Raw genomic sequence first — 24,761 nt, 5'->3', positions numbered from 1 at the left:
CTCTCCCTACACGGTATAAATCTTATTTGCGACTTATTACTGGCTAACTGTTTATTTTCGACTAAATAGTGCCATTGATTCCAGATGACCCGTTTGTGGAAACATATCCAACATTTTTAAACCGGTTAGCTGATATCCAGAATCTAATAATATCTTACTATCTCTGGCTAACGTGGTCGGATTACAGGAGACATACACAATTTTTTCTGCGGATAACTTCACAATATGTGACATTACCTCCAAAGCCCCTGCTCTTGCTGGATCTAACAACACTTTGTTAAATCCTTCTTTCGACCACGACATCGCAGAAAAATCAGCCGATAAATCTGCATGCCAAAAATGCGCATTACCTAATTGGTTTAGTTTTGCATTCTGTTTCGCCATTTCAACTAATGCGGGCACACCTTCGATACCCACTACTTCACTAACACGTTTCGCGATAGGTAAAGTAAAATTCCCCATACCACAAAACAGATCTAATACGCGATCTTCTAGTGATAAATCAAGCCACTCAATGGCTTGAGCAACCATCTTAGGATTTATTTCATCATTCACTTGAATAAAATCAGTGGGTGCAAAACGTAAATTAAGACCTTCTATTTGATAGAAGGGTTCCTTCTCAATTGAAGTTAATCGTGCTATCTCGCTATTATCACCTGCAAGATACATCGTAACTTGATGAGTTTGAGAGAAATCACGCAAACTCTGTTTATCACACTCTGGCAATGGTGATAAATGGCGTAAAATCACTAACGGCCCATTATCAGCGAGCACCATTTCAACATGCCCTAAATCACGCACTGCTGATAACTGCTTGAGGCACTCCCAAAGAGGTGTTAATAAATCATTTAGCTGTGGTTTTAACACAGGGCATTTTTTTATCATTACCAAGTCGTTCGAGCGCTCTTGCCGAAAGCCCATTACCAACCCTTTTTCAGGTTGATAGCGTAATCCCAATCTTGCTCTACGACGATAACCATATTCAGAGCCTGCAATCACAGGCTCAGCTGAAATCAGGACACCGGTTTCACGCTTAATAAGGTGCGATAACACACTCGCTTTTGTTGTTCGTTGTAATGTAATTGGCACATGTTGCTGCTGACAACCACCACAGCGCGCATAATACTCACAATAAGGTGTGATACGTTGTTCGCTGGTCGTTAAACGCTTAATAACCTCACCTTTCGCAAACTGGCGCTTTTCTTCTGTTAAACGAATTCGAGCAGTTTCTTGTGGGAGTAATCCTTTGACAAAAATCGTTTTGCCCTCAACATGAGCAATACCTTGACCATTTGCATCTAGTGCGCTGGCGGTCACTTCCAACGTTGTTGCCTGTTTTTTCACAGGGCGTTTTTTAGGGGAATAAAACTGCACCATAGTATTAAATTAAGTATCAATAACAGATTAACAGTGAAATGACGCCGTTTTAGAATACGCTGTACGTTTTTCAGCGTGACATGAATGACTATGCATTTCAAAAGAAAACATGGGAAGAGTATAACATCGAACAAGTTATTTACTTAACTGATATAAGCAATATTTTTGTTAATTTGAGAAATCTTTTAATGATAACAACCTAAGGCACTCGTTTTATGAATTTTATATTGTTCTATAACTAACAAATATTATATATAACTTTTATATTGAATATATTTACAATTAATAACATCTATTTTCTGTTATTTTAATAAATCTTTATTATCACTAGGAAAATTCTAAAAGTTAACACCAATCAATTAGATAGCTTTTCTCTTAATGATTACAAATCAATCACAAACCATTAATTTTCTATATTCTTCATAAGCATAATGATCAGTCATTCCACTGATATAATCTTGAATTAATCTTGTCCGATAATAAAACTCTAAGATTTTACCTCTTTCCGTATTTATATCATTTAGCTTTTCTAACATTTCGTTATATGCCAGTTTATGTTTAACAGAAAGCTTATGATATAAACGCGTCTCAATAACATATTTAGGATGTTCATTATATTTATGCAATCTTAAAAAATCTTCAGTTGATAATAACAATAAAGGTTTATAGATATCGAGTAATCCACTGATCACGCGATACCCTTTCATTTCTAGCTCTTCTACTTCAGGATGGCTAAATACCCATTTCTTAGCCACATTTTTTAATGTCGTCAATAAACGATGTTCAGCACTATTTCCTTCCAACAAAGCATGATTAAAACGTCCCTCATAAACTTGAGGAAGATTTTTTATAAAACGATGTGCGGTATAAGGGACTAACTTTCCTGTAATATAAACTCGCAAGTACATAAAAAACTGATCTTGCATACTGCGTTTGGCTTCATTTTGGTCGACTTTTTTATAAGCTCGATTAACGGTTATATCGAATAAATCACCTTCAGTTACATCACCATTTTCACGCCACGCATCACGTAATAAATGAACCAGACGATTAATATCAAAAATCCCCTTTTCTACCGCATCATCTAAATCTGCAATGCAATATGAGATATCGTCGGCAGCTTCCATAATATATGTGAGAGGAAAGCGACAAAATTCATCCATATCTAATTTTTCTTGCACTTCTTTTACGAAAGCTAATTCAGACCAGTAATACCCCGGTTTTTTCATTAAATAGCTATATTCTTTGGGGATTTCTCCTTGCCAATAAGCAGGACGAGTATATTTTAATACACAGCCAATTTGAGCATAGGTTAAATTCAATTTAAGAAGATGATGCGCCATTCGAATAGCTTGAGCATTGCCTTCAAATTGGCATAAATCTTGGCGTAAAATTTGTCGTAATTCATTTAATTGCACTTTTGCTGAATACTGCATTGGGATAAACGGGCAACTATCGAATTCTGCTGTCGCCTCTGGTGATAATACTTTTTCAAACCAATGCTTAATAGCAGCTTCACCAAAATGCCCAAAAGGTGGATTACCAATATCGTGCATTAAGCACGCCATCTCAATTAAACTTTCAAGGCTATCGATGCGATCAATTAAGCCATACACTTCCAGCTTATTTTGCTTTTTTAATTCACCGATAATTTGCTTAGCGATATAACGACCAATTTGCTGAACTTCAAGAGAGTGAGTAAGACGGCTACGGACTGCTGAATTTTGCTCTAAAGGAAAGACTTGTGTTTTTTGTTGTAAACGTCGAATGGCAGCTGAGTTAATAATGCGGCCACGATCACTTTCAAATTGACGAGAAACCTGTATTTCATCGTTAATATCGATATCACTGCTGTTATATTTGCGTTGATAATTTAACTTCAGCTTAAAATCGATCATTTCTGTCCTCTTTCTGGTTTCGATGAAACGAATTCTCTATTCTTTGTGTTATATCGTGTTTTTCCGATAGATGTTAAACTCTATTTATTATTAACCTACAAGTGAGTATGACACAATGAGAGTTGGCGTAATAGGTGCAATGGAGCAAGAAGTCACACTTCTGCGTGAGAAAATTGAAGATTGCCAAATCTTATCTCGTGGCGGTTGTGAAATCTATACAGGCACAATCAACGGTGTTGATGTTGCATTATTAAAATCAGGTATTGGTAAAGTTGCGGCTGCGATTGGTACAACCTTATTGCTTGAGCATTTTCGCCCTGATGTCGTTATCAATACTGGCTCTGCGGGTGGCTTAGACTCAAGATTAAATGTCGGTGATATCGTTGTTTCAACAGAAGTTCGCTATCACGATGCAGATGTGACTGCGTTTGGTTATGAACCAGGTCAAATGGCACAATGTCCGCCTGCTTTTATTGCAGATCCTAAACTTATTAGCATCGCAGAAGAGTGTATTGAGTCGCTAAAATTAAATGCTGTTCGTGGTTTAATTTGTAGTGGTGATGCCTTTATTAATGGTGCAGAGCCTTTAGCGCGCATTCGACGTACATTCCCAGATGTTGCTGCCGTAGAAATGGAATCCACCGCGATTGGTCATGTTTGCCATCAGTTCGACACACCATTCGTTGTAGTTCGCGCTATTTCTGATGTAGCTGATAAAGAATCGCATTTAAGCTTTGATGAATTTTTATCTGTTGCCGCAGAACAATCAAGTTTAATGGTGACCGCGATGTTGGATAAATTAAAAGACTAATTAAGTCGAGATAATCCTAATATCGTTTTATTAATACCCCACCTTTATTTTTTTGTTTATTCTAAGATAAAAAATAGGTGGGTATTTTTTATTATTGGAAAAGCAATGCGTTTACTTATCAATCTTGGATTATTACTCTGTTCATTATTTTGGCTAAACCTTGCTATTGCTATCACGCCTGCAGATCGCGTTATTACGCTATCACCATCAGCCACTGAAATGGCTTATGCCGCAGGGATGGGGGATAATATTGTCGGAGTTAGTGCTTACTCCGATTATCCAGAGGATGCCAAAAGTATCGAACAAGTTGCCAATTGGCAGGGTATTAATATCGAACGCATTCTATTATTAAAGCCTGATTTAGTGATTGCATGGCAAGGCGGTAATCCACAACGCCCATTAGATCAATTAAAAGCTTTGGGTATTTCTATCATTTATTCTGATCCACAAAGTATTGAAGAAATCGCAGACGATCTCGTTACTCTTTCCAGCTATAGCCATCATCCTGATATTGCAATAAAAAATGCCCAACAATTACGCCAGAAATATCAAATGTTACAGCAACAATATGCATCAACTATATCGAATCAACCCAACAAAAAAGTGTTTATTCAATTTGGGATGCAGCCGTTATTTACTACATCAAACAGTACATTACAAAGCCATATTACTGAACTTTGTGGTGGTGAAAATATCTTCGCTAATAGCCCTGTGGCATGGCCTCAAGTAAGTCGTGAGCAAGTACTTACAAAGCAACCTGATTTAATTATATTCAGTGGTAAGGCAGATCAAATACCTACAGTACGAGCATTTTGGCAACCTCAGCTTACTGTACCGGTTATTGCTATTGATGAAGACAGTTTTAGCCGACCTGCACTGCGTATTATTAATGCAGCACAGCAAATTTGTGAGGCAATAGCAACAAACCATTAGCAAAATAATTAATTATTCAATAGCCACTAATACACAACCCTTTAAACAACCGCATTGCACTTTATGTCCTTCTAACGCGACAGGGATATTGTTTATTTTCATCATGGTATCCCCTTCTATTATCTTGCCTTTTTGCTGACAAGCGGGACAATAGACTTCATCGTCTAAACAGGCAATTTCATGCGTTTGCTTTGCTAATAAAGAACCGCTTAATACGGTTCCTTTAGTATTGGTAGTATCATTTTTTAAAATGATTTTTCGTCCTTGAATTGAGCTACGCATGTTTATATATCCTTTTATAAACTATTAACAGTAAACTTAGCTAAAAAATCTAAATAGAATGCTTAATTGCTTCCGATAATTTATCTTCTATTTCTTTACAAGGTGGCAGCTCTTTATCAACCAGAACAACTTGTTGTTCTATTTGTTTATCAAGATCTTTGGGAATAGGCGCTTCTCTAAAAATAGAATATTTTTTTCTTGTGTACTTACCTTCAATCAAAGGTGCTAATCCATAAAATAAATATTTGGTAATATATCCTAATCCCCATGCTTTATCATTACTACTTCCACCTCCTAAAAAACTAAACATCGTTAAGTTTGGATAATATTTATGTTCTATCAACTTATTATTTTCATCAACTCGATATAAAATAACTGCTAATGTTGGTTTCATATCTGAAAAATTAATTTGAGAATATTTAGCAACATAAACATTCATTTTCATATCCCAAGTATAAAATAATTGTTTTTCTCGATCACATATTAGGTAAGGTCTATTTCTAGCAATAAAACCAAAATAGATCATTGGTAAAGAACATAATAATGGAGCTAATAGTAAAAACAAATCTAAAATAATGCTTTTCTCTCTTATAAATGAATTGCTATAGTAATAATAGTCCCAATAATTTATAAAAGAAAGCTTTCCATTCTGAATATATTTTTTTTCTAATTCATCATTATCCCTATACTGAGGTAATATAAATATATTATTCTTATTATCTTTCTTATCTAATATTCTAAGGAAAAGAGATTCTGTATTTTTCCAAGGATCAATATAAATTGTTTTAACACCATAGCTAAAAGCCCAAAGTAAGCCGATAACAAAAGGAATCGCTAACATAGTCCTTCCATTAGAAAAAACATGGCGTATTACCAATACGCAAATTTTCTATTTCTTCCACAAAATCAAGTGCACCTGCTTGATATTGTGTCATTTTTGGTGTTTCTGTTTGTAGTAGTGATTCACAATGATCACTGAGTTTGTGTTTTTAACTCCATGGATTTCCCTTTGCTCTCTGTTTCATTAACCCATAATGCTTTACTTCAAGATCTAAAATTTCATTATCATCCCAATCATATCGTAAGGGTACAATATTATCTTCAAATGGTCTGTAATAGAAAAATATTTCATTTCCATAATAAAAATTTCTGGTGTTTTTATAACCATTTCTAAGATAGAACTTCCATTATTATCAATATAACTATTTTTTATATTCTCATTAAACTCAGCATCTAGTTCTGTATAATCTATTTTTTTGTATATACTATTATCGTAATGAAATAATTTATCTTTTTCTCTGTATTCGGTATAAACACTTGGAATTCTTGAGGTCATTTTACGGCAAATTTGATAAAAAACTTGAGATTCATAAGGTATAAAGTTATTTAACTCCATTTTAATGGTTAGTTTTTTAGTACTATATTCCCATTCTAATTTCGGCATATGAAATATATTTATAAAATCTTGATTTTCTATTAAAAAACCATTAGTGACTTTTATTTCATCACTGTTTATTAATTTAAATCTTTTATTGAAATTTCCTTTTTCTGTATTCAAAAATGGATATTTATCTGAATTCCCCCAAAAACTACATTTAATTAATATTTCTAAATCCCCCCATGTTGTAGCTAAATCACCAACTGTTCCTACTAGCATTGAAGCTGTCCCTAAAAATATAAAAATAGGCCATAGAGCTAATTCGAAGAATATAGCACCAAGAGTTCCAATAGCTAATAAGCTATAGCCAACACCAGTAATTCCTTTGAAAATACTATTTAAATCATTTCCAATTCGCCAAGAGTTATAAGCCTCGTAAAAAGAAATCCCAGCTAATACAGAAAAACTAATTGTTGATAAATACTGAAAACTTTTTATAATTACTCTTTTTACTATTTCAGGTGGTTTAGGTATATTAGCAATAGAACGCATTATTTTGCTATTAGCAAATAATTTCATTTTTTGTAGTTGATTTACTCCCATTACTGTAAACTTACTATTTTCAGCAATAGCAACAAAACCTTCAGCTATTTTAAATGAATAATATCCTAGACTTCTTGCCTTTAATGGATTATTTTTATTATAAAAACTTTGATTATTTAAAGATAATACTATTAATGTATTAACACAAAATGCTAATCCTGGAATAGCTTTATCTATATAAGGAACTATACTTTTCCCATTTAACCGGTTATTTTTAGAACCTATTGATTTTAATGATGATGTTATTTTATCTATACTTGGCAATTTTATCCATGCTTCATTTTTTAATCCTGAAGTTATTTTATCCCAATTAAACAATTTATTGCCCATTTTTAAATTGTCAGGTCTAAGTTTATCTTTTAATAACACCCCAATTTTTTTCAACTCAATTTCTAACTGACTCCCTGTAAAGAGCTTACTTATATTAATATTAATTTTAATTCCTGATAATTTAGCAATTTCAATAGTAAAATCAGCCATCAACTTTCTTCCCTTTAGAATGGATGAATTTTTAGGTAAATTCCCCATATAAACTAGTGAAGTTGAAAAGCTTTTTCCAAAAACAATTAATAATTTATCAAAAGATTTAACTAATAATTTTTTTAATTCTGGATTTTCCACAAGCTTATTATCCAGAAATGTTCTTAATGAAACTAAAGTATCTTTCCAATCATCAATTAAATTATCATCTTCAGTTGGAAGTGTATCTGAAAATTTTTTAAATGCCTTTTTACCAACCTCTGTATCAAGCATAGTTGTTGCGACAGTAGGCAAAAGATCATATGACTCCATTAATGAATAAGTAAGTATGTATTTTCCTAGGCTAGAGCGTTCTTGGAGTTTTTCAATGACAGATTTTGGTGTTAACTCTTTATTAAAGAATCTATCTAATATTACAGAGCCTAATTCTGTAAACTGAAGAGAATTTGTAATATCAAAAAATAATCCAGAAAAAATATAAACCTCATCAATATAGCTTTCACCTGACAATTCAGTTTCATTTAAAAAACTAAATAAACCTGTCAAATGTAATTTAAGCCCATCATATTTTTCTGAAGACAGTTTATAATTAAAAGCAAATGCATTATATAAGGATAAAATTTCTGCCGTTCTTGCATGAATATTGGAAATATTATTTTTAATTTCTTTCCAGTTAGTATTCCATTCATCTTCATTCAAACTTGATCTTACCGTTTCACGGACTTCACTAGAGTCATTTTTGAGCAGTGCTTCAATATAATTCCCAATAGTTATTGGATAATTATAACTTTCCATATAAGACTTTAAGTATGTAACTAAAAAACTATAAACTTCCAATATATCTTTTTGTCTACCAACAGGGTCATGTAAAATAACTAAAGTTCCTTTTTCTCCTTTATTACAATAAGCTCTAAATATATTATCTTTTTTTCTGGATCTATATAATAGCTCTGTTGTGTAGTACCATAACTCAATTGATAACCACAACCATCATCTAATTTCAATTCATTATAGCACCAATTAAATTGCTCATTCTTAATCTTATAATCTTCAACTAAATCTGATAAATTTTCTTTATTTAACTCTAATGAATAGTTTTCTTCTGTATCTAAATTAATAAATTGCATCATATGCCTTCTATAGGCAATATTATTGTTTAATTTTTCCAGAATACTTTTCGATAAAGGTACATCACTAAATAATATACTTATATTTTTAACATCTTTCTTTATAGGTAAAAAACCACAAGGTTTGCACGGTTGTCTTTTTTCTTGATAACTATTTTTATAAGATTATTATTTATTGGAAAGTTCATATTTTATCTCTACTCATTTTATTAATAGTTAAATCAAGATAATGTAATGCTCTAATTTCTTGTGATGATGAGTAATGGCTTGCTTCATTCCATAATGATAAAAATTCTTCATTGAAAAAATCAATTTGAGCAATTATAAAATAATATATTGCTTTAGGATTTGTTAAACCCAATAAATATGCTTTGTTTAATTCATTAATAAGTTCTTTTTTTCTTTAACATTTAAATCTCTTTTATTAATTTTATACTTTGGCAAATTAATAGCTATTTTCTTCATAAAAATAGATTGTTGATAATCATTAAAAGCTTTTTGTAAATATGGTGTTATTATTAATTTATTTTTTGAATCAAAATTATAATCAACAGTATTATTTTTCAAAGAAAAAAACAATTATCTTTTAAAAAGAAGAACTCATCTATATTTTTATAAAAAATATTAGACTCAACTTCATTCAAATGTTCTAAAACCAATGAAAATATATTAGGATCATAAAACCTAAAATAGCTCCAATTATCTTTTCCATACACCTCTAAATATGTAAACTTTCTCAAATGTTTACTTAACTCAAGTAAACTTAAACTTGTTTTAATGAAAATGCAAATTGGATTATCCAAGCATAATTTTACAAATTGCTTTTGAATTATATCCATTTCACTTCTATTTTTTATTTTTATTAAATAAGGAGCACTTCTTTCTAGAATTGATTGAGTTTTTCCTTTAAGTAAACACGTCCAATCAAACCCAAGAACATGTAGTTTAGTTAAAACGAAATCACCACTTAAATGCTCATATTTACTAGCATCAATTAATATAAAAGTATTACTATCAATAAAATCATACTCTATTTCTATTTTACTCAATATAATAGCTGAACTTTCAATTGCTAATGGAAACGATACTTCTCGTTCTTCAAAAATAATCACATCCTGTTTATCTATATTATCCATTGCATTTATACATAATAGTTCTGATTTTTCACTTTGATTAATATAGTTTTCAAATAACAATATTGATTTATAATAGAAAAAAGATTTTTCATATGTAGAGAAATAATCTCTAAATTTTTCTATAGCGCTTTCTTCAGTATCAGAATTTACTAATAGCTTTCCCTCAATTTTACTTTCAGTTGATTCAAAATAATACTCAAGAACCCAAATTTTTTTAATTTTTTCAAATAGAGATAACATTAAATTCCCTTTATCAATCATCCAATTTTTGACAGTCTTCAGCTAATGCTAATCCTTCATTTGAGGCATTATCTAAAGATGATACTGATTCTGGACTCCCTGATTCAATCGAGACATTCCCCAAAATATTAATATTACCTGTTAACTTTATGCCTTGAGAGTCAATCAAAATAGAACCTGACTTACTCTTTATTAAAATAGTTTCACTAGCCTGTAAAGTATATATTTTAGTATTTGAATGAATTCCATCTGATGCATTTATATGATATTTTTTCTTTATATTAGATAATTTATCCTCACCGATTTCTTCTATGAAATTAGAGAAAATCGTTTCTGTCTTAGCATTACCAATTTTTATAATTTTATCTTTATTAATTTCTTCAAATTGGTTTAGTCCAATATTTATATGTTGCTCATTAACTATACGAATAAATTCATCATGACAAACCTCATGTTTGCGATCATTTGCAACTTCATGAGATTCATTTTTACCAATATATTGAAATTTATTATGGTTAATATGCGTATTTTGATCCCTCTACGCATGTAAATACACTTCTTCGCGTCCGCCGGCATCCTCAAATCGCAGTTCATTAAACCCGCTGCCTTTATGCGTTTTGGTACGAAATGTGGTTCGGGTTTTTTCTTTGGGTAAATCAAGCAGGAGAGCATTACGACCGTTATAGGTGCAACCGGTGATAATTGGTCTATCAATATCGCCATTTAAATAAGACACAATCACCTCTTGCCCAATGCGAGGGATCGCCATAAAGCCAAAGCCATCACCATTCCAACCCTGTGCAACGCGCAACCAACACGAGCCACTATGATCAGGCTTTCCGCGTCTATCCCAATGAAAATAAACTTTTACTGCGCCTTGTTCATTGGTGTAAATCTCCTCACCTTCAGGGCCAACGACTGTCGCCAACTCATCACCATCTGCCAGCGGTTTATAATGAAAAGGCGGTCGCCATTCCTGCGTACCGGGAATAAAAGTGACATTGTTTGAAAGTTGAGTTCCCTCACCGCCACCGTTATCCGCAGAGGGTTGTACACCATGATGTGAAACGCTGATCACCTGCCAACGTGAATTCATACGCGCACTCGGGTGATTGGTTAAGGTAAACACTTTGCCCGGCATTAACGCAAAACAGTTAGTGCTTGCTGAGCCTGTTTGACGATAATTTTGAGATTGCTCATAGCGCAATTGATTCAATGGCTGAGCTTCTGCCTCTTCTTGAAAACGGCCATAGCTTTCAAATACAGGGTGTTGCTGATGAACGTCACCCGTTGTGTTTTGTGATAACGGGTAAGAAGGACGTTGTATCCTCGTAGGATAAGTGACTTAGCGTAAAATAATTGTTCACACGTTATTTACTGCTTTCGTTTCTTAAAATAAGTGTATTTACTTATATCATTCTCTTTCGTAAATATCCGAAATCTCGCTAAAGCCAGTCAGTTCTAATGTACATGGATTTTTAATATGTAACAAAATGTGTATTTTTTTCAAATTGTAATAGCGTTGATTTGTAAGGAAAAAATAGTCCTATTTTCAAAATAATACGCAAACTACGATTCTTATTCTCAAAGGACAAAAAATGCGCACCTAAAATTTAGTGTATCGCAGAAGATCTATTTAAATAGAGGCAAAAATATCACCCATAGAGTGATTTTATGAAATAAGCTCAGAAAGAATAAATAACGAAAAGAAGAGAAGAGAAGAGAAGAGAAGAAAAAAAGAAAAGAGTAACCAACAAACTCTCACAGACAAAAGTCGTGAGCGAGCAAGCAGTGCAACAAGGCAGACAGCGCACAGTAAGCGGAGCATACATTAGTATGTGAGCATTGCGAGCACTGCTCTAACGCCGTGGCACTACTGCACAGCCACGACGCCAAAGAAGGATCAGATACTAAAGGAGGAGCCGCAACCACACGTACTCTTAGCATTAGGATTCGTCACAATAAAACGCGAACCCTCCAACCCCTCAGTATAATCCACACAGCCACCCACTAAATACTGCAAACTCATCGGATCAACCACTAAGGCAACGCCTTGTTTTTCTATGGTCATATCACCTTCATTCATTGCATCATCAAAGGTAAAACCATACTGGAATCCGCTACAACCGCCACCCGTGATATAAACACGTAAACGCAGATTTGGATTTTCTTCATCCGCAATCAAATCTTTTACTTTATTTGCAGCCGCGTCAGTAAATTGTAACGGCAGAGCCATATCATCACTCATTGTTCACTCCAGACTGGGTATTCCAGCAAAAAAACAGCCAGCAAAAATTTATATTTCTTGCTGATATAATGTGATGATTATCTAATACCTGCTCATAACCTTCAAGTTTGTTGTGGATAAAATACACTTTTTGCTACCTATCACTTTTTACGATAAACCACGTACCCTCAATAACAGTGATAAATCAAAATGTTGTTGCCGTATATTTGGCTTCATCTGCGTGGTGATTTAGAATACGCCTTAATCTTACGCTCACCCATCATTAGGAGTCTGACATGAGCAAGTCTGAAACGCTTTATAATCTCGCACAACAAGTGATCCCCGGCGGTGTCAACTCACCTGTTAGAGCATTTAACGGTGTAGGTGGAACCCCTCTTTTTATTGAACGTGCTAATGGTGCGTATATTTATGATGTTGATGGACGAGCTTACCTTGACTATGTCGGCTCATGGGGACCAATGGTTTTAGGCCACAACCACCCTTCTATTCGCCATGCTGTTACTGACGCGGTACAAAAAGGCCTAAGCTTTGGTGCACCAACGGCGGCTGAAGTTGAAATGGCAAACCTAGTGACTGAACTTGTACCTTCCATGGATATGGTTCGCATGGTGAACTCAGGTACAGAAGCGACAATGAGCGCTATTCGCCTTGCTCGTGGTTATACAGGTCGTGACAAAATCATTAAATTTGAAGGTTGCTACCACGGTCATGCCGATTGTCTATTAGTAAAAGCAGGCTCTGGCGCATTAACGATGGGACAACCAAATTCACCGGGTGTACCCGCTGATTTTGTAAAACACACCTTAACCTGTACTTACAACGATTTGAATTCTGTACGCCAAGCATTTGAAAATTACCCTGAAGAAGTCGCTTGTATCATTGTTGAGCCTGTTGCGGGCAATATGAACTGCGTACCACCAAAAGCCGACTTCTTACCGGGCTTGCGTGCATTATGTGATGAGTTTGGTGCATTGCTAATTATTGATGAAGTTATGACCGGCTTTCGCGTGGCATTAGGTGGCGCACAAGCTTATTACGATGTTGATCCTGATTTAACATGCTTAGGTAAAATCATTGGTGGCGGTATGCCAGTGGGTGCTTTTGGTGGACATATGGAAGTGATGTCTAAACTCGCACCAATTGGTCCTGTTTATCAAGCAGGTACTTTATCAGGTAACCCAATTGCAATGGCAGCAGGTCTCGCGTGTTTACACGAAGTATCACAACCGGGTGTTCATCAAACATTAAATGAGCTAACAACAATGCTGGCTGATGGTTTGCTTGAAAAAGCACAACAAGCGGGTATTCCAATGGTTATTAACCATGTTGGCGGGATGTTTGGTCTGTTCTTTACCGATGCAAAAGAAGTCACTTGCTATCAAGATGTGATGAACTGCGATGTTGAACGCTTCAAACAGTTCTTCCATTTAATGCTAGAAAAACGCATCTACCTTGCACCTTCTGCATTTGAAGCTGGCTTTATGTCTATTGCTCATACTAAAGAAGATATTCAGCGCACTATTGATGCTGCGGAATATGCTTTTGCTCAGATGAAGAGCTAATATTCGATTCGTTTTTTAATAAAAATAAGATGCGAATAAACAAAAAACGGCACTTATGTGCCGTTTTTATTTTAGCTAATCTATGTGATTACCTACTCAGAAAACAGATTTTGTAACCATTTTGGTGCACCACTTTCATCAGTATCTTGCTGAATAGGTGTGCACAATCCATCTGGATTCGCTGTCCATACAGGTAGTGTACGAACACCACCACCATAACAAGCAAAGTTACCTTGAGCATCCACTGACATTTCAGCAATATCTTCTGGCACAGATGGCGTTAGTTTCAGCGGAGCTTGATTCTCTAAATAATTACGATACAGCAATAATGCCCCTGTTGAACCCGTTAAGTTCGTTGGACCATTATTATCACGCCCCATCCATGCAATGGTGACTTCTTTTCCATCAATTCCCGCAAACCAGCTATCACGCAAATCGTTAGTGGTACCAGTTTTACCTGCAAGGTTGTAATTACCAAATTTTGGTTTTAATACACGCCATGCTGTCCCTGAATTAACCACTTGTTGCATACCAAATAACGTCATATAAGCGGCTTGAGGCGAAACAGTCGTTTCAGCTTGAGGATAACTTTGGTAAAGCACGGTACCATCTTGAGCAATAACAGAGCGCAGTGATGATAATTTTGCTCTGTTCCCTAAACTACCAATCGTTTGGAAGGTTTGAGCCACTTCCATTGGTGTTAAATTTAACGCCCCAAGAAGCATGGCGGGTACTTTTTCTAGATTTTCCGCTGGTGCACCTAAGTTAATCCATGTTTTGATCACTCGGTCTAATCCCACTTCTAACCCGAGGTTTACAGTAGGGATATTACGTGAGGTTGCTAATGCATCTACCAGCATTAACTTACCTTTATAACCACGATCGTAGTTACGGGGTTGCCAAGGTTTTCCCCCAGGAATTGGCACAGAAATAGGTTCATCCGCAAGCCATGTGTTTAAACGAAAACGCTCAGGTTCACTTAATGCTGTTAAGTAGGTCGCCGGTTTTGCCAGAGAGCCAATAGAACGACGAGCTGATAAAGCACGGTTAAAGCCTGCATATTGTGGTTGTGATCCTCCCACTAAGGCCCTCACTTCACCACTTAAGCGATCTACAACAACCATCGCCCCTTCAAGATCGTCAATTTTACGCACTTTTCGTAAATCTGCGACCCCTACTTCAACCGCTTTTTCGGCTGCATCTTGCGAAACAGGATCTAATGTAGTGAAAATTTTCGTCCCTGATAAATCTTTCACTTTATCGCCTAAGGTTGTTTGTAACTCTTGACGAACGAGTTGCATAAATGCGGGTTGAGGGGTTAATGCTTCACTACGAGGCTTCACACCTAAAGGACGCGCACTGAGTACGTTATAAAGTTCTTCATCGATGATCTGTTGTGTTTGCAGTAGCTTTAATACCACATTACGGCGTTCTAACGCTGCTTTAGGATTACGCCATGGATTATAAGCCGATGCACCTTTTACCATACCGACTAAAAGTGCTTGCTGATCAAGGCTTAATTCATCAACGGGACGACCAAAATAGTAAAGGCTAGCTAAAGGGAAGCCTCGAATTTGTTCATCACCACTTTGCCCTAAAAAAACCTCATTTAGATATAATTCTAGAATGCGATCTTTACTATAACTTGCATCCATAATGATCGCCATATAGGCTTCATTAAGCTTTCTTTTTAAGGTTCTTTCGTTAGTGAGAAATAAGTTTTTGACTAATTGTTGCGTTAAGGTACTACCACCTTGAACAGCTCTACCTGCAGTAAAGTTCGCTAATACTGCACGTCCTATAGAATAAAGGCTGATACCGTCATGCTCATAGAAACGGCGATCTTCTGTCGCAATTAATGTATCTACTAATAATTGTGGGAATTTATCTCTTGCCAAGAATAAACGTTGCTCACCATTGGCGGATTGCATCATAGTGATCAATTTAGGATCAAGACGAAAAAAGCCAAATTGGCGCTGATTATCCATGTTAGTAATACTAACGAGTGAGTTCTGCTCAAAGGCTAATTTAGCTAAAATTTGCTCTTCACGACCATCAGGGAAATCGAAAGGTCGGCGCAACATTTCAATTGTATTGCCTCTTACCACAAATTCGCCGGGACGTGTGATTTTGTTGACATTACGGTATTGCATGCCTTCAAGTAAGCTCATCATCTCTTTTTGGCTATAATTCATGCCCGGCTCTAAGTTAACGGTGCGTCCGTAAACTGCGGCAGGTAATTCCCAAACATTGCCATCAAGGCGCTCTTTGATTTGAGAATGTAAATAAACCCCATAAATCCCCATTAAAACCGCAACCACAATGGCGATTTTGACAAATAACCAAAACCAAGAACGACCTCTTTTGGCTTGTTTCACTGGTCTTTTCTTTCTACTCATGAACTGTATCTCTCATTAAAACCCCTTTATCACGGGATAAAGAAGCCTAACATTGTCGCTATTTTTCTGTGTGATCACACAAGAAAGCTCTCAAATACGAATAATATTAGGGTAAAACTTACATTTATTGGCTATATTTTTTTACTCGCCGTGTGGGGGCTGTATCTGCGGGTGAATCAGGCCATAAATGTTTTGGATAACGCCCTTTCATCTCTTTTTGCACCTCTTTATAACTTCCTGCCCAAAACGTTGCTAAATCTTGTGTTTTCTGAATAGGTCGATGAGCAGGTGATAATAATTCCATCACAACGGGTAATTGACCATTCGCTACAATAGGGCTTTGTTTCTCACCATAAACTTCTTGAATGCGGATCGCGATCACCGGTGGTAACTCTAAATCATATTGGATCGCCACTTTTGTACCAGTTGGCGCTAAATAATGCGTTGGAAATAAACTTTGTAGCAACTGATTTTCATGCCACGTTAATTGATTTTTAATCATCATATTAATATCAATTTGTTGTAATGCTTTTAATGTTTGTACATCACCAAGCTCAGGCAATAACCATGTTTCTAAAGTTTCAAGTAACACAGCTTCATCTAAATCAGGTAATAAGGCTTCTGGGCACCATTTTTTCGCTAAAGCAAGGCGAATAAAAAGCTGTTTAGTCTCTTCGCTAAGTGCTAATGCATTTAAACCGTTATCTCTTAACCAGTTCAATAGTGCTTGTTGCATTTGCTGTTTATTGGGTTTGTCTAATTGACGCTGGCTTAAGGTTAGTCGCCCTAATTGACGTTGTTGCCAAGTGATTAACGTACCGCGTTTTTCATCCCATTCAACCGTGGTATTCTCTTCAATAAGTTCAGAAAAGGTCGTTGATATTTCATCAATATCAATAGGTAGCGCTAATAAAATACGCACATCAGCATAATGTGTACTTTGAAGTAACAACGGCGCTAAAATCCAAGGTGCGCCACTTATTGCTTGAGTGTCGTCCATCATTGCACCCTGCCCATTCGCTAAACGAAAACGCCCTTGGTTATCCCGATTTTTAGCAATTCTATCCGGAAATCCGACAGCTAATAATAAACCTAACAATTCAGGGCAAAACATCCCTTTCCGATGTTGAGAAAGCTGTTTTTCACGTCGTGTCCAGAAAGTGTTTTTTTGTTGAGCAATCCACTCCAGATTAATTTCTTGTCCTCGAGGAGGCTCTTCTAAGATTGCACATAAGCGTGCCGCCGTCGCCAGATGATTGTCACTTTGTTCACTGGCATAATCCAATATTGCTGCAAGTCGAGGTTCTATTCCCCATTGCGCCATGCGCAAGCCTCGAGGTGTTAATCCACATTGTTTATCAACAGCGCCTAAGCGATACAATAAATCTTTAGCTACATTTAATGCTTGTGTTGTTGGTGTATCTAACCAACTTAGTTGATTAATGTCGCGACATCCCCATTGCAAAACAGAAAGCCATAATGAGGATAAATCGCTACTTAAAATTTCTGGTACTTGATGAGAGGCAACTCGTTCAGCCTGCTCTTGACTCATTAAATGCCAGCAAATTCCAGCTTCAAGGCGACCCGCACGCCCTGCTCTTTGTGTTTGTGATGATTGACTAATTCGCTGGCGTAGCAAGCTGGTGACACCACTTTTTAAATCAAACTGAGCGCGTTTCTCAATCGTACTATCCAATACAAGGCGGATACCTTCAATTGTTAAGCTGGTTTCTGCGATATTGGTCGCAAGTACCACTTTTCGATAACCTCTTTCTGTAGGTTCAATCGCTTTTTGTTGCTCTGCTAATGACAACGCCCCATAAAGTGGGAATAACAAAACATGTTTATCCACTTTATCTTTTAGTATTTCAGTCACGCGCATAATCTCTGCGCTACCCGGCAAAAATATCAACATGGAACCAGTTTCTTGCGCCAGTAATCGCAAAGCCATGTTAGCAATTTCTTGCTCAAAAGGTTGATGCGTATTGATTGGAAAATAAACTCTTTCGACAGGGTAACTGCGTCCTTGTGCACTAATAATGGGAGCATCGGGTAATAAGGAGGTAAGTTTTTGATTGTCTAAAGTTGCGGACATAATCAAAACACGTAAATCATCGCGTAATCCCATTTGAACATCGAGTAATAGCGCCAGCGCTAAATCAGCCTGTAAACTGCGTTCATGAAATTCATCTAACATCACAAGACTTACGCCAGTCAATTCCGGATCTTGTTGTAACATGCGGTTTAATACCCCCTCTGTTACCACTTCCAGTCGAGTATATTGACTCACTTTGCTTTCCGCTTTCATACGATAACCTACCGTATGACCCACCGCTTCATTAAGCTGACTTGCTAAACGATAAGCGATACTTTTAGCGGCTATTCGTCTTGGTTCTAATAAAATGATTTTGCCATCAAAGTGGTTTTGCTGAAGTAAATAGAGGGGAAGTGCTGTTGATTTACCTGCACCTGTTGGTGCATGAAGTAAGACTTGTGGGAATTGTTTTAACGCAGTAAGGATATTCTCCGTTACTTCAAAGATTGGCAATAAATGCACACAGACTCCATGACTCATTAACTTTCTCGGCTTGGCATTGTAGCATTAGCGCTTTACTAAAGATCGTATTTTCATCGGAGTTGTCATGAAATTTGAGCAACCTCTACAATCTGCTACTTTACTAAAACGATATAAGCGTTTTTTAGCAGACGTTGTTACCCCAAATGGGGAAGAATTCACGCTCCATTGCGCCAACACAGGTGCAATGACAGGATGTGCGACGCCCGGTGATACCGTGTGGTATTCCACCTCTTCAAATGCAAAAAGAAAATACCCGCACAGTTGGGAACTTACACAAACTCAAACCAACGATTGGATTTGTGTAAATACTTTAAGAGCGAATGGGATTATTGCTGATGCTATTGAGGCGGGTGACATTCCAGAATTATCTGAATATGAAGAGATAAAACGAGAAGTGAAATACGGGAATGAGAATAGCCGTATTGACATTTTACTTAAATCAAATCATAAAGTTGACTGTTATATTGAAGTGAAATCAGTCACATTGTTAGACAATGGAATAGGTTATTTCCCTGATGCCAAAACACAACGTGGACAGAAACATCTTCGAGAGTTGACCGCTATCGCAAAATTGGGTTTAAGGGCTGTCTTATTCTACGCAGTTCCCCATACTGGCATTACGGAAGTGACTGTTGCTAAAGAGATTGACCCTGACTATGCTTCATTACTAAAAGAAGCACATGACGCAGGGGTTGAAATCTTGTGTTATCGCATCAATATTAGTGAATACAATTTAACAATTGGACAGCAATTACCTTTTATTTCAAATGGTTAATTGATTCTCATCGTTTTAGTTAAATATTTTTCAACTAAAAAGGGACATTTACTTGCGTGTCTTCACACCATGAGAAAACTTATTCAAGGAATAATTGCTATCCTCGCGGGCATCTGCTATTTATAGCGCCCTATTTTTTCCCCTTCCTGTTTTGAAGGTGGGGATTATTCAGAAATGCGTATGTAGGAGAAGCATTATGCAAGAAGGGCAAAAGCGTAAAACATCGTCCATGAGCATTCTCGCTATTGCTGGCGTTGAGCCATATCAAGAAAAAGCGGGCGAAGAGTACATGAACGAAGCCCAATTAGCGCATTTTAAGCTAATACTTGAATCTTGGCGCAATCAGCTCAGGGATGAAGTCAACCGCACCGTTACTCATATGCAAGATGAGGCGGCGAACTTCCCCGATCCCGTTGACCGTGCTGCACAAGAAGAAGAATTCAGTCTTGAGCTGCGTAACCGTGATCGTGAACGTAAACTCATTAAGAAAATCGAGAAGACACTGAAAAAAGTCGAAGACGATGACTTCGGCTTCTGTGAATCTTGTGGCGTAGAAATCGGCATCCGCCGTTTAGAAGCTCGCCCTACAGCCGATTTATGTATCGATTGTAAAACGCTAGCTGAAATCCGTGAAAAGCAGATGGCTGGCTAATTAATGAGCCAACGCCTCAACCTAATACGTTGAGGCGTTTATCTGAATCTTTCGATGCACGAGATTACAGACTATATTGGGCGCTTTGCGCCATCGCCAACGGGTCAACTTCATTTTGGCTCATTGGTTACCGCACTTGGCAGTTTTCTTCAAGCTCGCGCACACCACGGGCGTTGGCTTCTACGCATTGATGATATCGATCCTCTTAGAGAACCTCCCAACATCGTCCCCCAAATTATTCACACATTAGAACATTATGGTTTGTTCTGGGATGGCGAAATCCTTTACCAATCTCAACGCCATGATGTTTATCGTGAAATATTACTCACTCTTTGGGAAGAAGGTGTTTGCTACCACTGCCATTGTAGTCGTCATCGTTTACATGACTTAGGGGGCGTATATGATAACCAATGTCGTCACCACACCCCATTAACGAATCGCGATACACCTTTTGATAAAAACAGTGCATGGAGGCTGATCCAACAGCATCCTATTTATCATTTTGAAGACCTTATTCAAGGTACGTATTATTCTAAAAGTACATCTATCGTACTCGAAGATATGATAATTCACAGAAAAAATAACTTATTTGCGTATAATCTAGTGACGGTAATTGATGATTATTATCAAGGAGTGACCGAAGTGGTGAGAGGCGCTGATCTGCTCGCTCCTACATTGCGACAAATCAGTTTACATAAACAACTGAAGTTACCTATTCCGCGTTATGCACATTTGCCTTTAGCAATAAATCATGACGGTAATAAATTATCGAAGCAAAATCACGCACATGCATTGCCGGATTCTGATCCAAGACCCGTCATTATTGATGCTTTACAGTTTCTTAATCAACCTATTATCGCTGGCTGGCAAGATTATTCGTTAGCATCATTATTAGAGATTGCGATTGCACAATGGTCACCTTCTGTGATTTTAAAACACAATCATCAACAACAAGGGTACGAATAAACGACACAAAGCATTCTCAAAAAATGTTCAGTAGGCTATGATTAGCCGCTTAATTTTTTTAATTATTAGAATTTATTATTCGAGGTGTCATATTTTTAATCGAGTAGCACATTTCTGCCGTAATCTGCTAGGGCGACAAACAACGTCATCAGACACACCATCGGTAGCAAGTGAAAGGCCAGTCACAACTGCACCTGACCGACCAATTCAAGAAACACAGAAACCTGTGCGTCGGCGTCCTGCTATATCTGCAGACCGTCCCCGTAAGAAAAAGAGTAATAAAGAAAAGGCGAACGGGAGTGATTTGCCAATGACCGTGATCCCAAGAGATCAACACCCAATTTCACGTAAAGACATCAGTGACAATGCATTAAAAGTACTTTATCGCCTAAATAACTCTGGCTTTCAGGCTTATTTAGTCGGTGGTGGTGTCCGTGACTTATTACTGGGAAAAAAACCAAAAGATTTTGATATTGCCACAAATGCAACCCCTGAAGATGTACGTCGATTATTCCGCAACAGTCGTTTAGTCGGTCGTCGTTTCCGTCTTGCACATATCATGTTTGGCCCTGAAGTGATTGAAGTGGCTACTTTCCGTGGCTCTCATGAAGATCATGAAATTTCCGATAACAATCAATCACAACAAGCACAAAGCGGTATGTTACTGCGTGACAATATTTTTGGCTCCATCGAAGAAGATGCTATTCGTCGTGACTTTACATTGAACAGCCTCTATTACGGTGTTGATGACTTTGCTGTGCGTGATTACGTTGGTGGTTTAGCGGATCTTAAAGCGGGTATTATTCGTTTGATTGGCGATCCGGAAACGCGTTATCGCGAAGATCCTGTTAGGATGTTAAGAGCCATTCGCTTTGCCAGTAAGCTTGATATGCAAATTGCCCCTGAAACCGCAGAGCCAATTAGCAGGCTTGCACCATTATTACGTAATATTCCATCCGCTCGCCTCTTTGAAGAGTCGCTGAAATTATTGCAAACAGGGCAAGGCTATAAAACTTACAAGCTCATGTGTCGTCACCAACTGCTTGAGCCACTATTCCCTCTGGTAGCATCTAGAATGACAGAGCAACATGATACGCCGATGGAGAGAATGCTGGATCAAGTTCTCAAAAACACAGACTATCGCATCAATAAAAATATGCGTGTCAATCCAGCATTCTTATTTGCGGCCATGCTGTGGTATCCATTAATCGAGCATGCTGAGAAATTAGTCCAAGAAAGTGGTCTTTCCTACTATGATTCTTTCGCCATGGCGATGAATGATATTTTAGATGAACAATGCCGTACGATTGCAATTCCAAAGCGCATTACAACCATGATGCGTGATATTTGGCAATTACAACAACGTCTACCTAAACGCCAAGGTCGCCGTGCAAATAAATTGCTTGAGCACCCTAAATTCCGTGCAGCATTTGATTTGCTAGAATTACGCGCCAATGTACAACGTAATCCAGAACTTGAAGCGTTAGCCAGCTGGTGGGCTGATTTCCAAGTCTCTAACAATACGCAACAGCGATCAATGGTCTCAGAATTAGGTCAAGCGCCCGTTCGTAAACGCCCTCGCCCACGCAAGCGTCCTCGTCATCCAAGTGCAAAACCGGCATCAAGACAAGAGAACAACAATGAGTAAACAGACAAAACGTGTTTATATCATTTTAGGGAGCAATTTGAATTCACCCGAAAATCAGGTGAATTCAGCAATTAAAGCAATCAGTGAAATCCCACAAACTACACTGATTGCTCAATCTTCCTGGTATCGTACTCGCCCAATGGGACCACAAGACCAGCCAGATTTTCTTAATGTTGCTGTTGCCGTTGATACGACATTAACACCGGAAGCCTTACTTGATAACACCCAAGCGATTGAATTAGCACAAGGTCGTGTCAGAAAAAAAGGCAACCGCTGGGGTCCGAGAACACTCGATCTCGATATCATGTTATTTGGTGATGAGATTATTCAAACAGAGCGTTTAACGGTGCCTCATTACGGATTAAAAGTCCGTGAATTTATGCTCTATCCATTAGCCGAATTAGCACCTGATCTTCGCTTTCCTGATGGTGAATTATTAGCAGATAGATTAGCGTTAGTGCCTGAAAACGGCATGGAAAAGTGGTGAATCAAAACAAATACATCACTAAAGCTAAAAGGTTGATACTGTCAAAAATAAGCACAGTATCAGCCTCTGCCTTATAGTCCATGCATTCACAGCAAGCCATCCCCGCTTTTATATTTCCTCAATTTTTGAGTAGTTCTATCTTTATTTCCATCGCTAACTTATTGATATACATAAACAATACTTATTAATTACTCTTTTTTATTACTCATTTAATTACTTTTTCTTCGTTTTTAGCCCTTAAGTGCTACAATCGAAAGCGGCTTTATATTGATGATTTAATAATTCCCTTAATAAACAAATGATTATGTAAAGCAATTTATTTTCTCTGCACACAAAAAACCAACAATGATGGAGTTTGTTATAATGAAACCCACAACGCTTTCAACGCTAAATCGCTATAAGCAAGAAAAGAAAAAATTCGCTACGATCACCGCTTATGATGCAAGCTTTGCTCGCCTTTTTGCACAAGAAGGTATTCAAGCCATGCTAATTGGTGATTCGTTGGGAATGACGTTACAAGGCCATAGCAGTACATTACCGGTTACAGTTGAACAAATCGCCTACCACACCCGTTGTGTTAGAGCTGGAGCGCCGAACGCTTTTTTAATTGCTGATATGCCATTTATGTCCTATTCAACCCCAGAACACGCTTGTCTTAATGCCGGTATTTTGATGCAAGCAGGGGCAAATATGGTGAAAATTGAAGGGGGAAATTGGTTAATTCCTACTGTCAAAATGCTGGCAGAACGTGCAGTTCCTGTGTGTATTCATTTAGGTCTAACACCTCAATCTGTTAACGTATTTGGTGGCTATAAGGTTCAGGGAAGAGAGAGCAATGAAGCAGAACAATTGAAGCAAGATGCTATCGCCCTTGAAAAAGCAGGCGCACAACTAGCCGTATTAGAATGTGTTCCCGTGACTCTGGCAAAAATGATCACAGACGCACTGACGATGCCAGTTATTGGCATTGGTGCAGGAAATGTCACTGATGGACAAATTCTTGTTATGCATGATTTATTAGGTTTAACACCTCAAGCACCTAAATTCTCAAAAGATTTTTTACAAGAAGCGGGCTCATTAAAAGGTGCTGTCAGCCTTTATGTTCAGCAAGTAGAGCAAGGCCTGTTTCCCCAAGAACAACATTCGTTTAACTGATTTATCATCTCAATTTATAAACATCA

19 protein-coding genes and 1 pseudogene are annotated in these 24,761 nt (G+C 37.1%); 9 read left to right on the top strand and 11 right to left on the bottom strand.

The features are described from left to right. Positions 1-51: 51 nt before the first annotated feature. Complete coding sequence (rlmD, locus tag GWI97_RS03980) at positions 52-1,377, bottom strand: 23S rRNA (uracil(1939)-C(5))-methyltransferase RlmD (protein ID WP_036932732.1); 1,326 nt, start codon at positions 1,375-1,377, stop codon at positions 52-54. A gap of 389 nt (positions 1,378-1,766) precedes the next feature. Continuing rightward, positions 1,767-3,275, bottom strand: coding sequence for a dGTPase (gene dgt / locus GWI97_RS03975; RefSeq protein WP_036932733.1), 1,509 nt, complete (start codon positions 3,273-3,275; stop codon positions 1,767-1,769). Between the two features lie 115 nt (positions 3,276-3,390). On the opposite strand from dgt, the gene mtnN reads away from it, so the two are divergent. Continuing rightward, positions 3,391-4,086 (top strand): 5'-methylthioadenosine/S-adenosylhomocysteine nucleosidase, encoded by a 696-nt coding sequence (mtnN, locus tag GWI97_RS03970; RefSeq protein ID WP_036932734.1) that lies wholly within the window; start codon positions 3,391-3,393, stop codon positions 4,084-4,086. Positions 4,087-4,191: 105 nt separating this feature from the next. Next, positions 4,192-5,019, top strand: a complete 828-nt coding sequence (btuF, locus tag GWI97_RS03965; RefSeq protein ID WP_115370443.1) for a vitamin B12 ABC transporter substrate-binding protein BtuF — start codon at positions 4,192-4,194, stop codon at positions 5,017-5,019. A 12-nt stretch (positions 5,020-5,031) separates the two neighbouring features. Here the strand turns inward: btuF and GWI97_RS03960 are convergent, their stop codons facing one another. From GWI97_RS03960 to erpA, 7 genes and pseudogenes are all read right to left on the bottom strand, one after another. Beyond that, positions 5,032-5,301 carry a PAAR domain-containing protein gene (locus GWI97_RS03960; RefSeq protein ID WP_087803013.1) on the bottom strand — a complete coding sequence of 90 codons (270 nt, stop codon included), beginning with the start codon at positions 5,299-5,301 and terminating at the stop codon, positions 5,032-5,034. Between the two features lie 49 nt (positions 5,302-5,350). After that, positions 5,351-6,142: a hypothetical protein gene (locus GWI97_RS03955; protein ID WP_087803011.1), complete on the bottom strand. Its 792-nt coding sequence runs from the start codon at positions 6,140-6,142 to the stop codon at positions 5,351-5,353. Positions 6,143-6,352: 210 nt separating this feature from the next. Beyond that, positions 6,353-8,557 (bottom strand): hypothetical protein, encoded by a 2,205-nt coding sequence (locus GWI97_RS03950; protein WP_161751848.1) that lies wholly within the window; start codon positions 8,555-8,557, stop codon positions 6,353-6,355. Positions 8,558-8,637: 80 nt separating this feature from the next. Continuing rightward, positions 8,638-8,994: a hypothetical protein gene (locus tag GWI97_RS03945; RefSeq protein WP_323795805.1), complete on the bottom strand. Its 357-nt coding sequence runs from the start codon at positions 8,992-8,994 to the stop codon at positions 8,638-8,640. Between the two features lie 458 nt (positions 8,995-9,452). After that, positions 9,453-10,265 carry a DUF4123 domain-containing protein gene (locus GWI97_RS03940; protein WP_161681127.1) on the bottom strand — a complete coding sequence of 271 codons (813 nt, stop codon included), beginning with the start codon at positions 10,263-10,265 and terminating at the stop codon, positions 9,453-9,455. Between the two features lie 13 nt (positions 10,266-10,278). Next, positions 10,279-11,586: pseudogene (locus GWI97_RS03935) on the bottom strand (type VI secretion system Vgr family protein); the annotation flags it as partial. Between the two features lie 582 nt (positions 11,587-12,168). Continuing rightward, on the bottom strand, positions 12,169-12,513 hold the full coding sequence (gene erpA, locus GWI97_RS03930; RefSeq protein WP_006534944.1) for an iron-sulfur cluster insertion protein ErpA: 345 nt from the start codon (positions 12,511-12,513) through the stop codon (positions 12,169-12,171). Between the two features lie 275 nt (positions 12,514-12,788). Between erpA and hemL the strand changes: the two genes are divergently transcribed. Then, positions 12,789-14,075, top strand: a complete 1,287-nt coding sequence (gene hemL / locus GWI97_RS03925; protein WP_036932747.1) for a glutamate-1-semialdehyde 2,1-aminomutase — start codon at positions 12,789-12,791, stop codon at positions 14,073-14,075. A gap of 92 nt (positions 14,076-14,167) precedes the next feature. Here hemL and mrcB read toward each other — a convergent pair whose 3' ends face one another. Together mrcB and hrpB are read right to left on the bottom strand one after the other, a co-directional pair. After that, positions 14,168-16,474, bottom strand: coding sequence for a bifunctional glycosyl transferase/transpeptidase (mrcB, locus tag GWI97_RS03920; RefSeq protein WP_161751847.1), 2,307 nt, complete (start codon positions 16,472-16,474; stop codon positions 14,168-14,170). 124 nt (positions 16,475-16,598) lie between these two features. Next, positions 16,599-19,031, bottom strand: coding sequence for an ATP-dependent helicase HrpB (gene hrpB, locus GWI97_RS03915; RefSeq protein WP_123821939.1), 2,433 nt, complete (start codon positions 19,029-19,031; stop codon positions 16,599-16,601). Between the two features lie 85 nt (positions 19,032-19,116). On the opposite strand from hrpB, the gene sfsA reads away from it, so the two are divergent. The 6 genes from sfsA to panB all read left to right on the top strand — a co-directional run bounded on the left by sfsA (position 19,117) and on the right by panB (position 24,735). Continuing rightward, the gene (gene sfsA / locus GWI97_RS03910; protein ID WP_036932754.1) at positions 19,117-19,827 is read left to right on the top strand and encodes a DNA/RNA nuclease SfsA; all 711 of its coding nucleotides are present in this window, start codon (positions 19,117-19,119) and stop codon (positions 19,825-19,827) included. A gap of 196 nt (positions 19,828-20,023) precedes the next feature. Continuing rightward, a complete protein-coding gene (gene dksA / locus GWI97_RS03905) occupies positions 20,024-20,479 on the top strand; it encodes an RNA polymerase-binding protein DksA (protein ID WP_023580786.1) in 456 nt (151 codons plus the stop codon). 54 nt (positions 20,480-20,533) lie between these two features. After that, positions 20,534-21,445 carry a tRNA glutamyl-Q(34) synthetase GluQRS gene (gene gluQRS, locus GWI97_RS03900; RefSeq protein WP_036932756.1) on the top strand — a complete coding sequence of 304 codons (912 nt, stop codon included), beginning with the start codon at positions 20,534-20,536 and terminating at the stop codon, positions 21,443-21,445. Positions 21,446-21,755: 310 nt separating this feature from the next. Continuing rightward, a complete protein-coding gene (gene pcnB / locus GWI97_RS03895; RefSeq protein WP_036932758.1) occupies positions 21,756-23,093 on the top strand; it encodes a polynucleotide adenylyltransferase PcnB in 1,338 nt (445 codons plus the stop codon). Beyond that, positions 23,086-23,580 carry a 2-amino-4-hydroxy-6-hydroxymethyldihydropteridine diphosphokinase gene (folK, locus tag GWI97_RS03890; protein WP_036932759.1) on the top strand — a complete coding sequence of 165 codons (495 nt, stop codon included), beginning with the start codon at positions 23,086-23,088 and terminating at the stop codon, positions 23,578-23,580. The genes pcnB and folK overlap by 8 nt, the downstream gene beginning before the upstream one ends. A gap of 363 nt (positions 23,581-23,943) precedes the next feature. Continuing rightward, a complete protein-coding gene (gene panB, locus GWI97_RS03885) occupies positions 23,944-24,735 on the top strand; it encodes a 3-methyl-2-oxobutanoate hydroxymethyltransferase (protein WP_036932761.1) in 792 nt (263 codons plus the stop codon). The last annotated feature ends 26 nt before the right edge of the window (positions 24,736-24,761 follow it).

It is taken from the genome of Proteus sp. G2300 (genome assembly GCF_009915965.1).
Classification (GTDB): domain Bacteria; phylum Pseudomonadota; class Gammaproteobacteria; order Enterobacterales; family Enterobacteriaceae; genus Proteus; species Proteus vulgaris.
The sequence above is the reverse complement of the archived record's forward strand: the minus strand, read 5'-3'. Positions and strand labels throughout refer to the sequence as shown.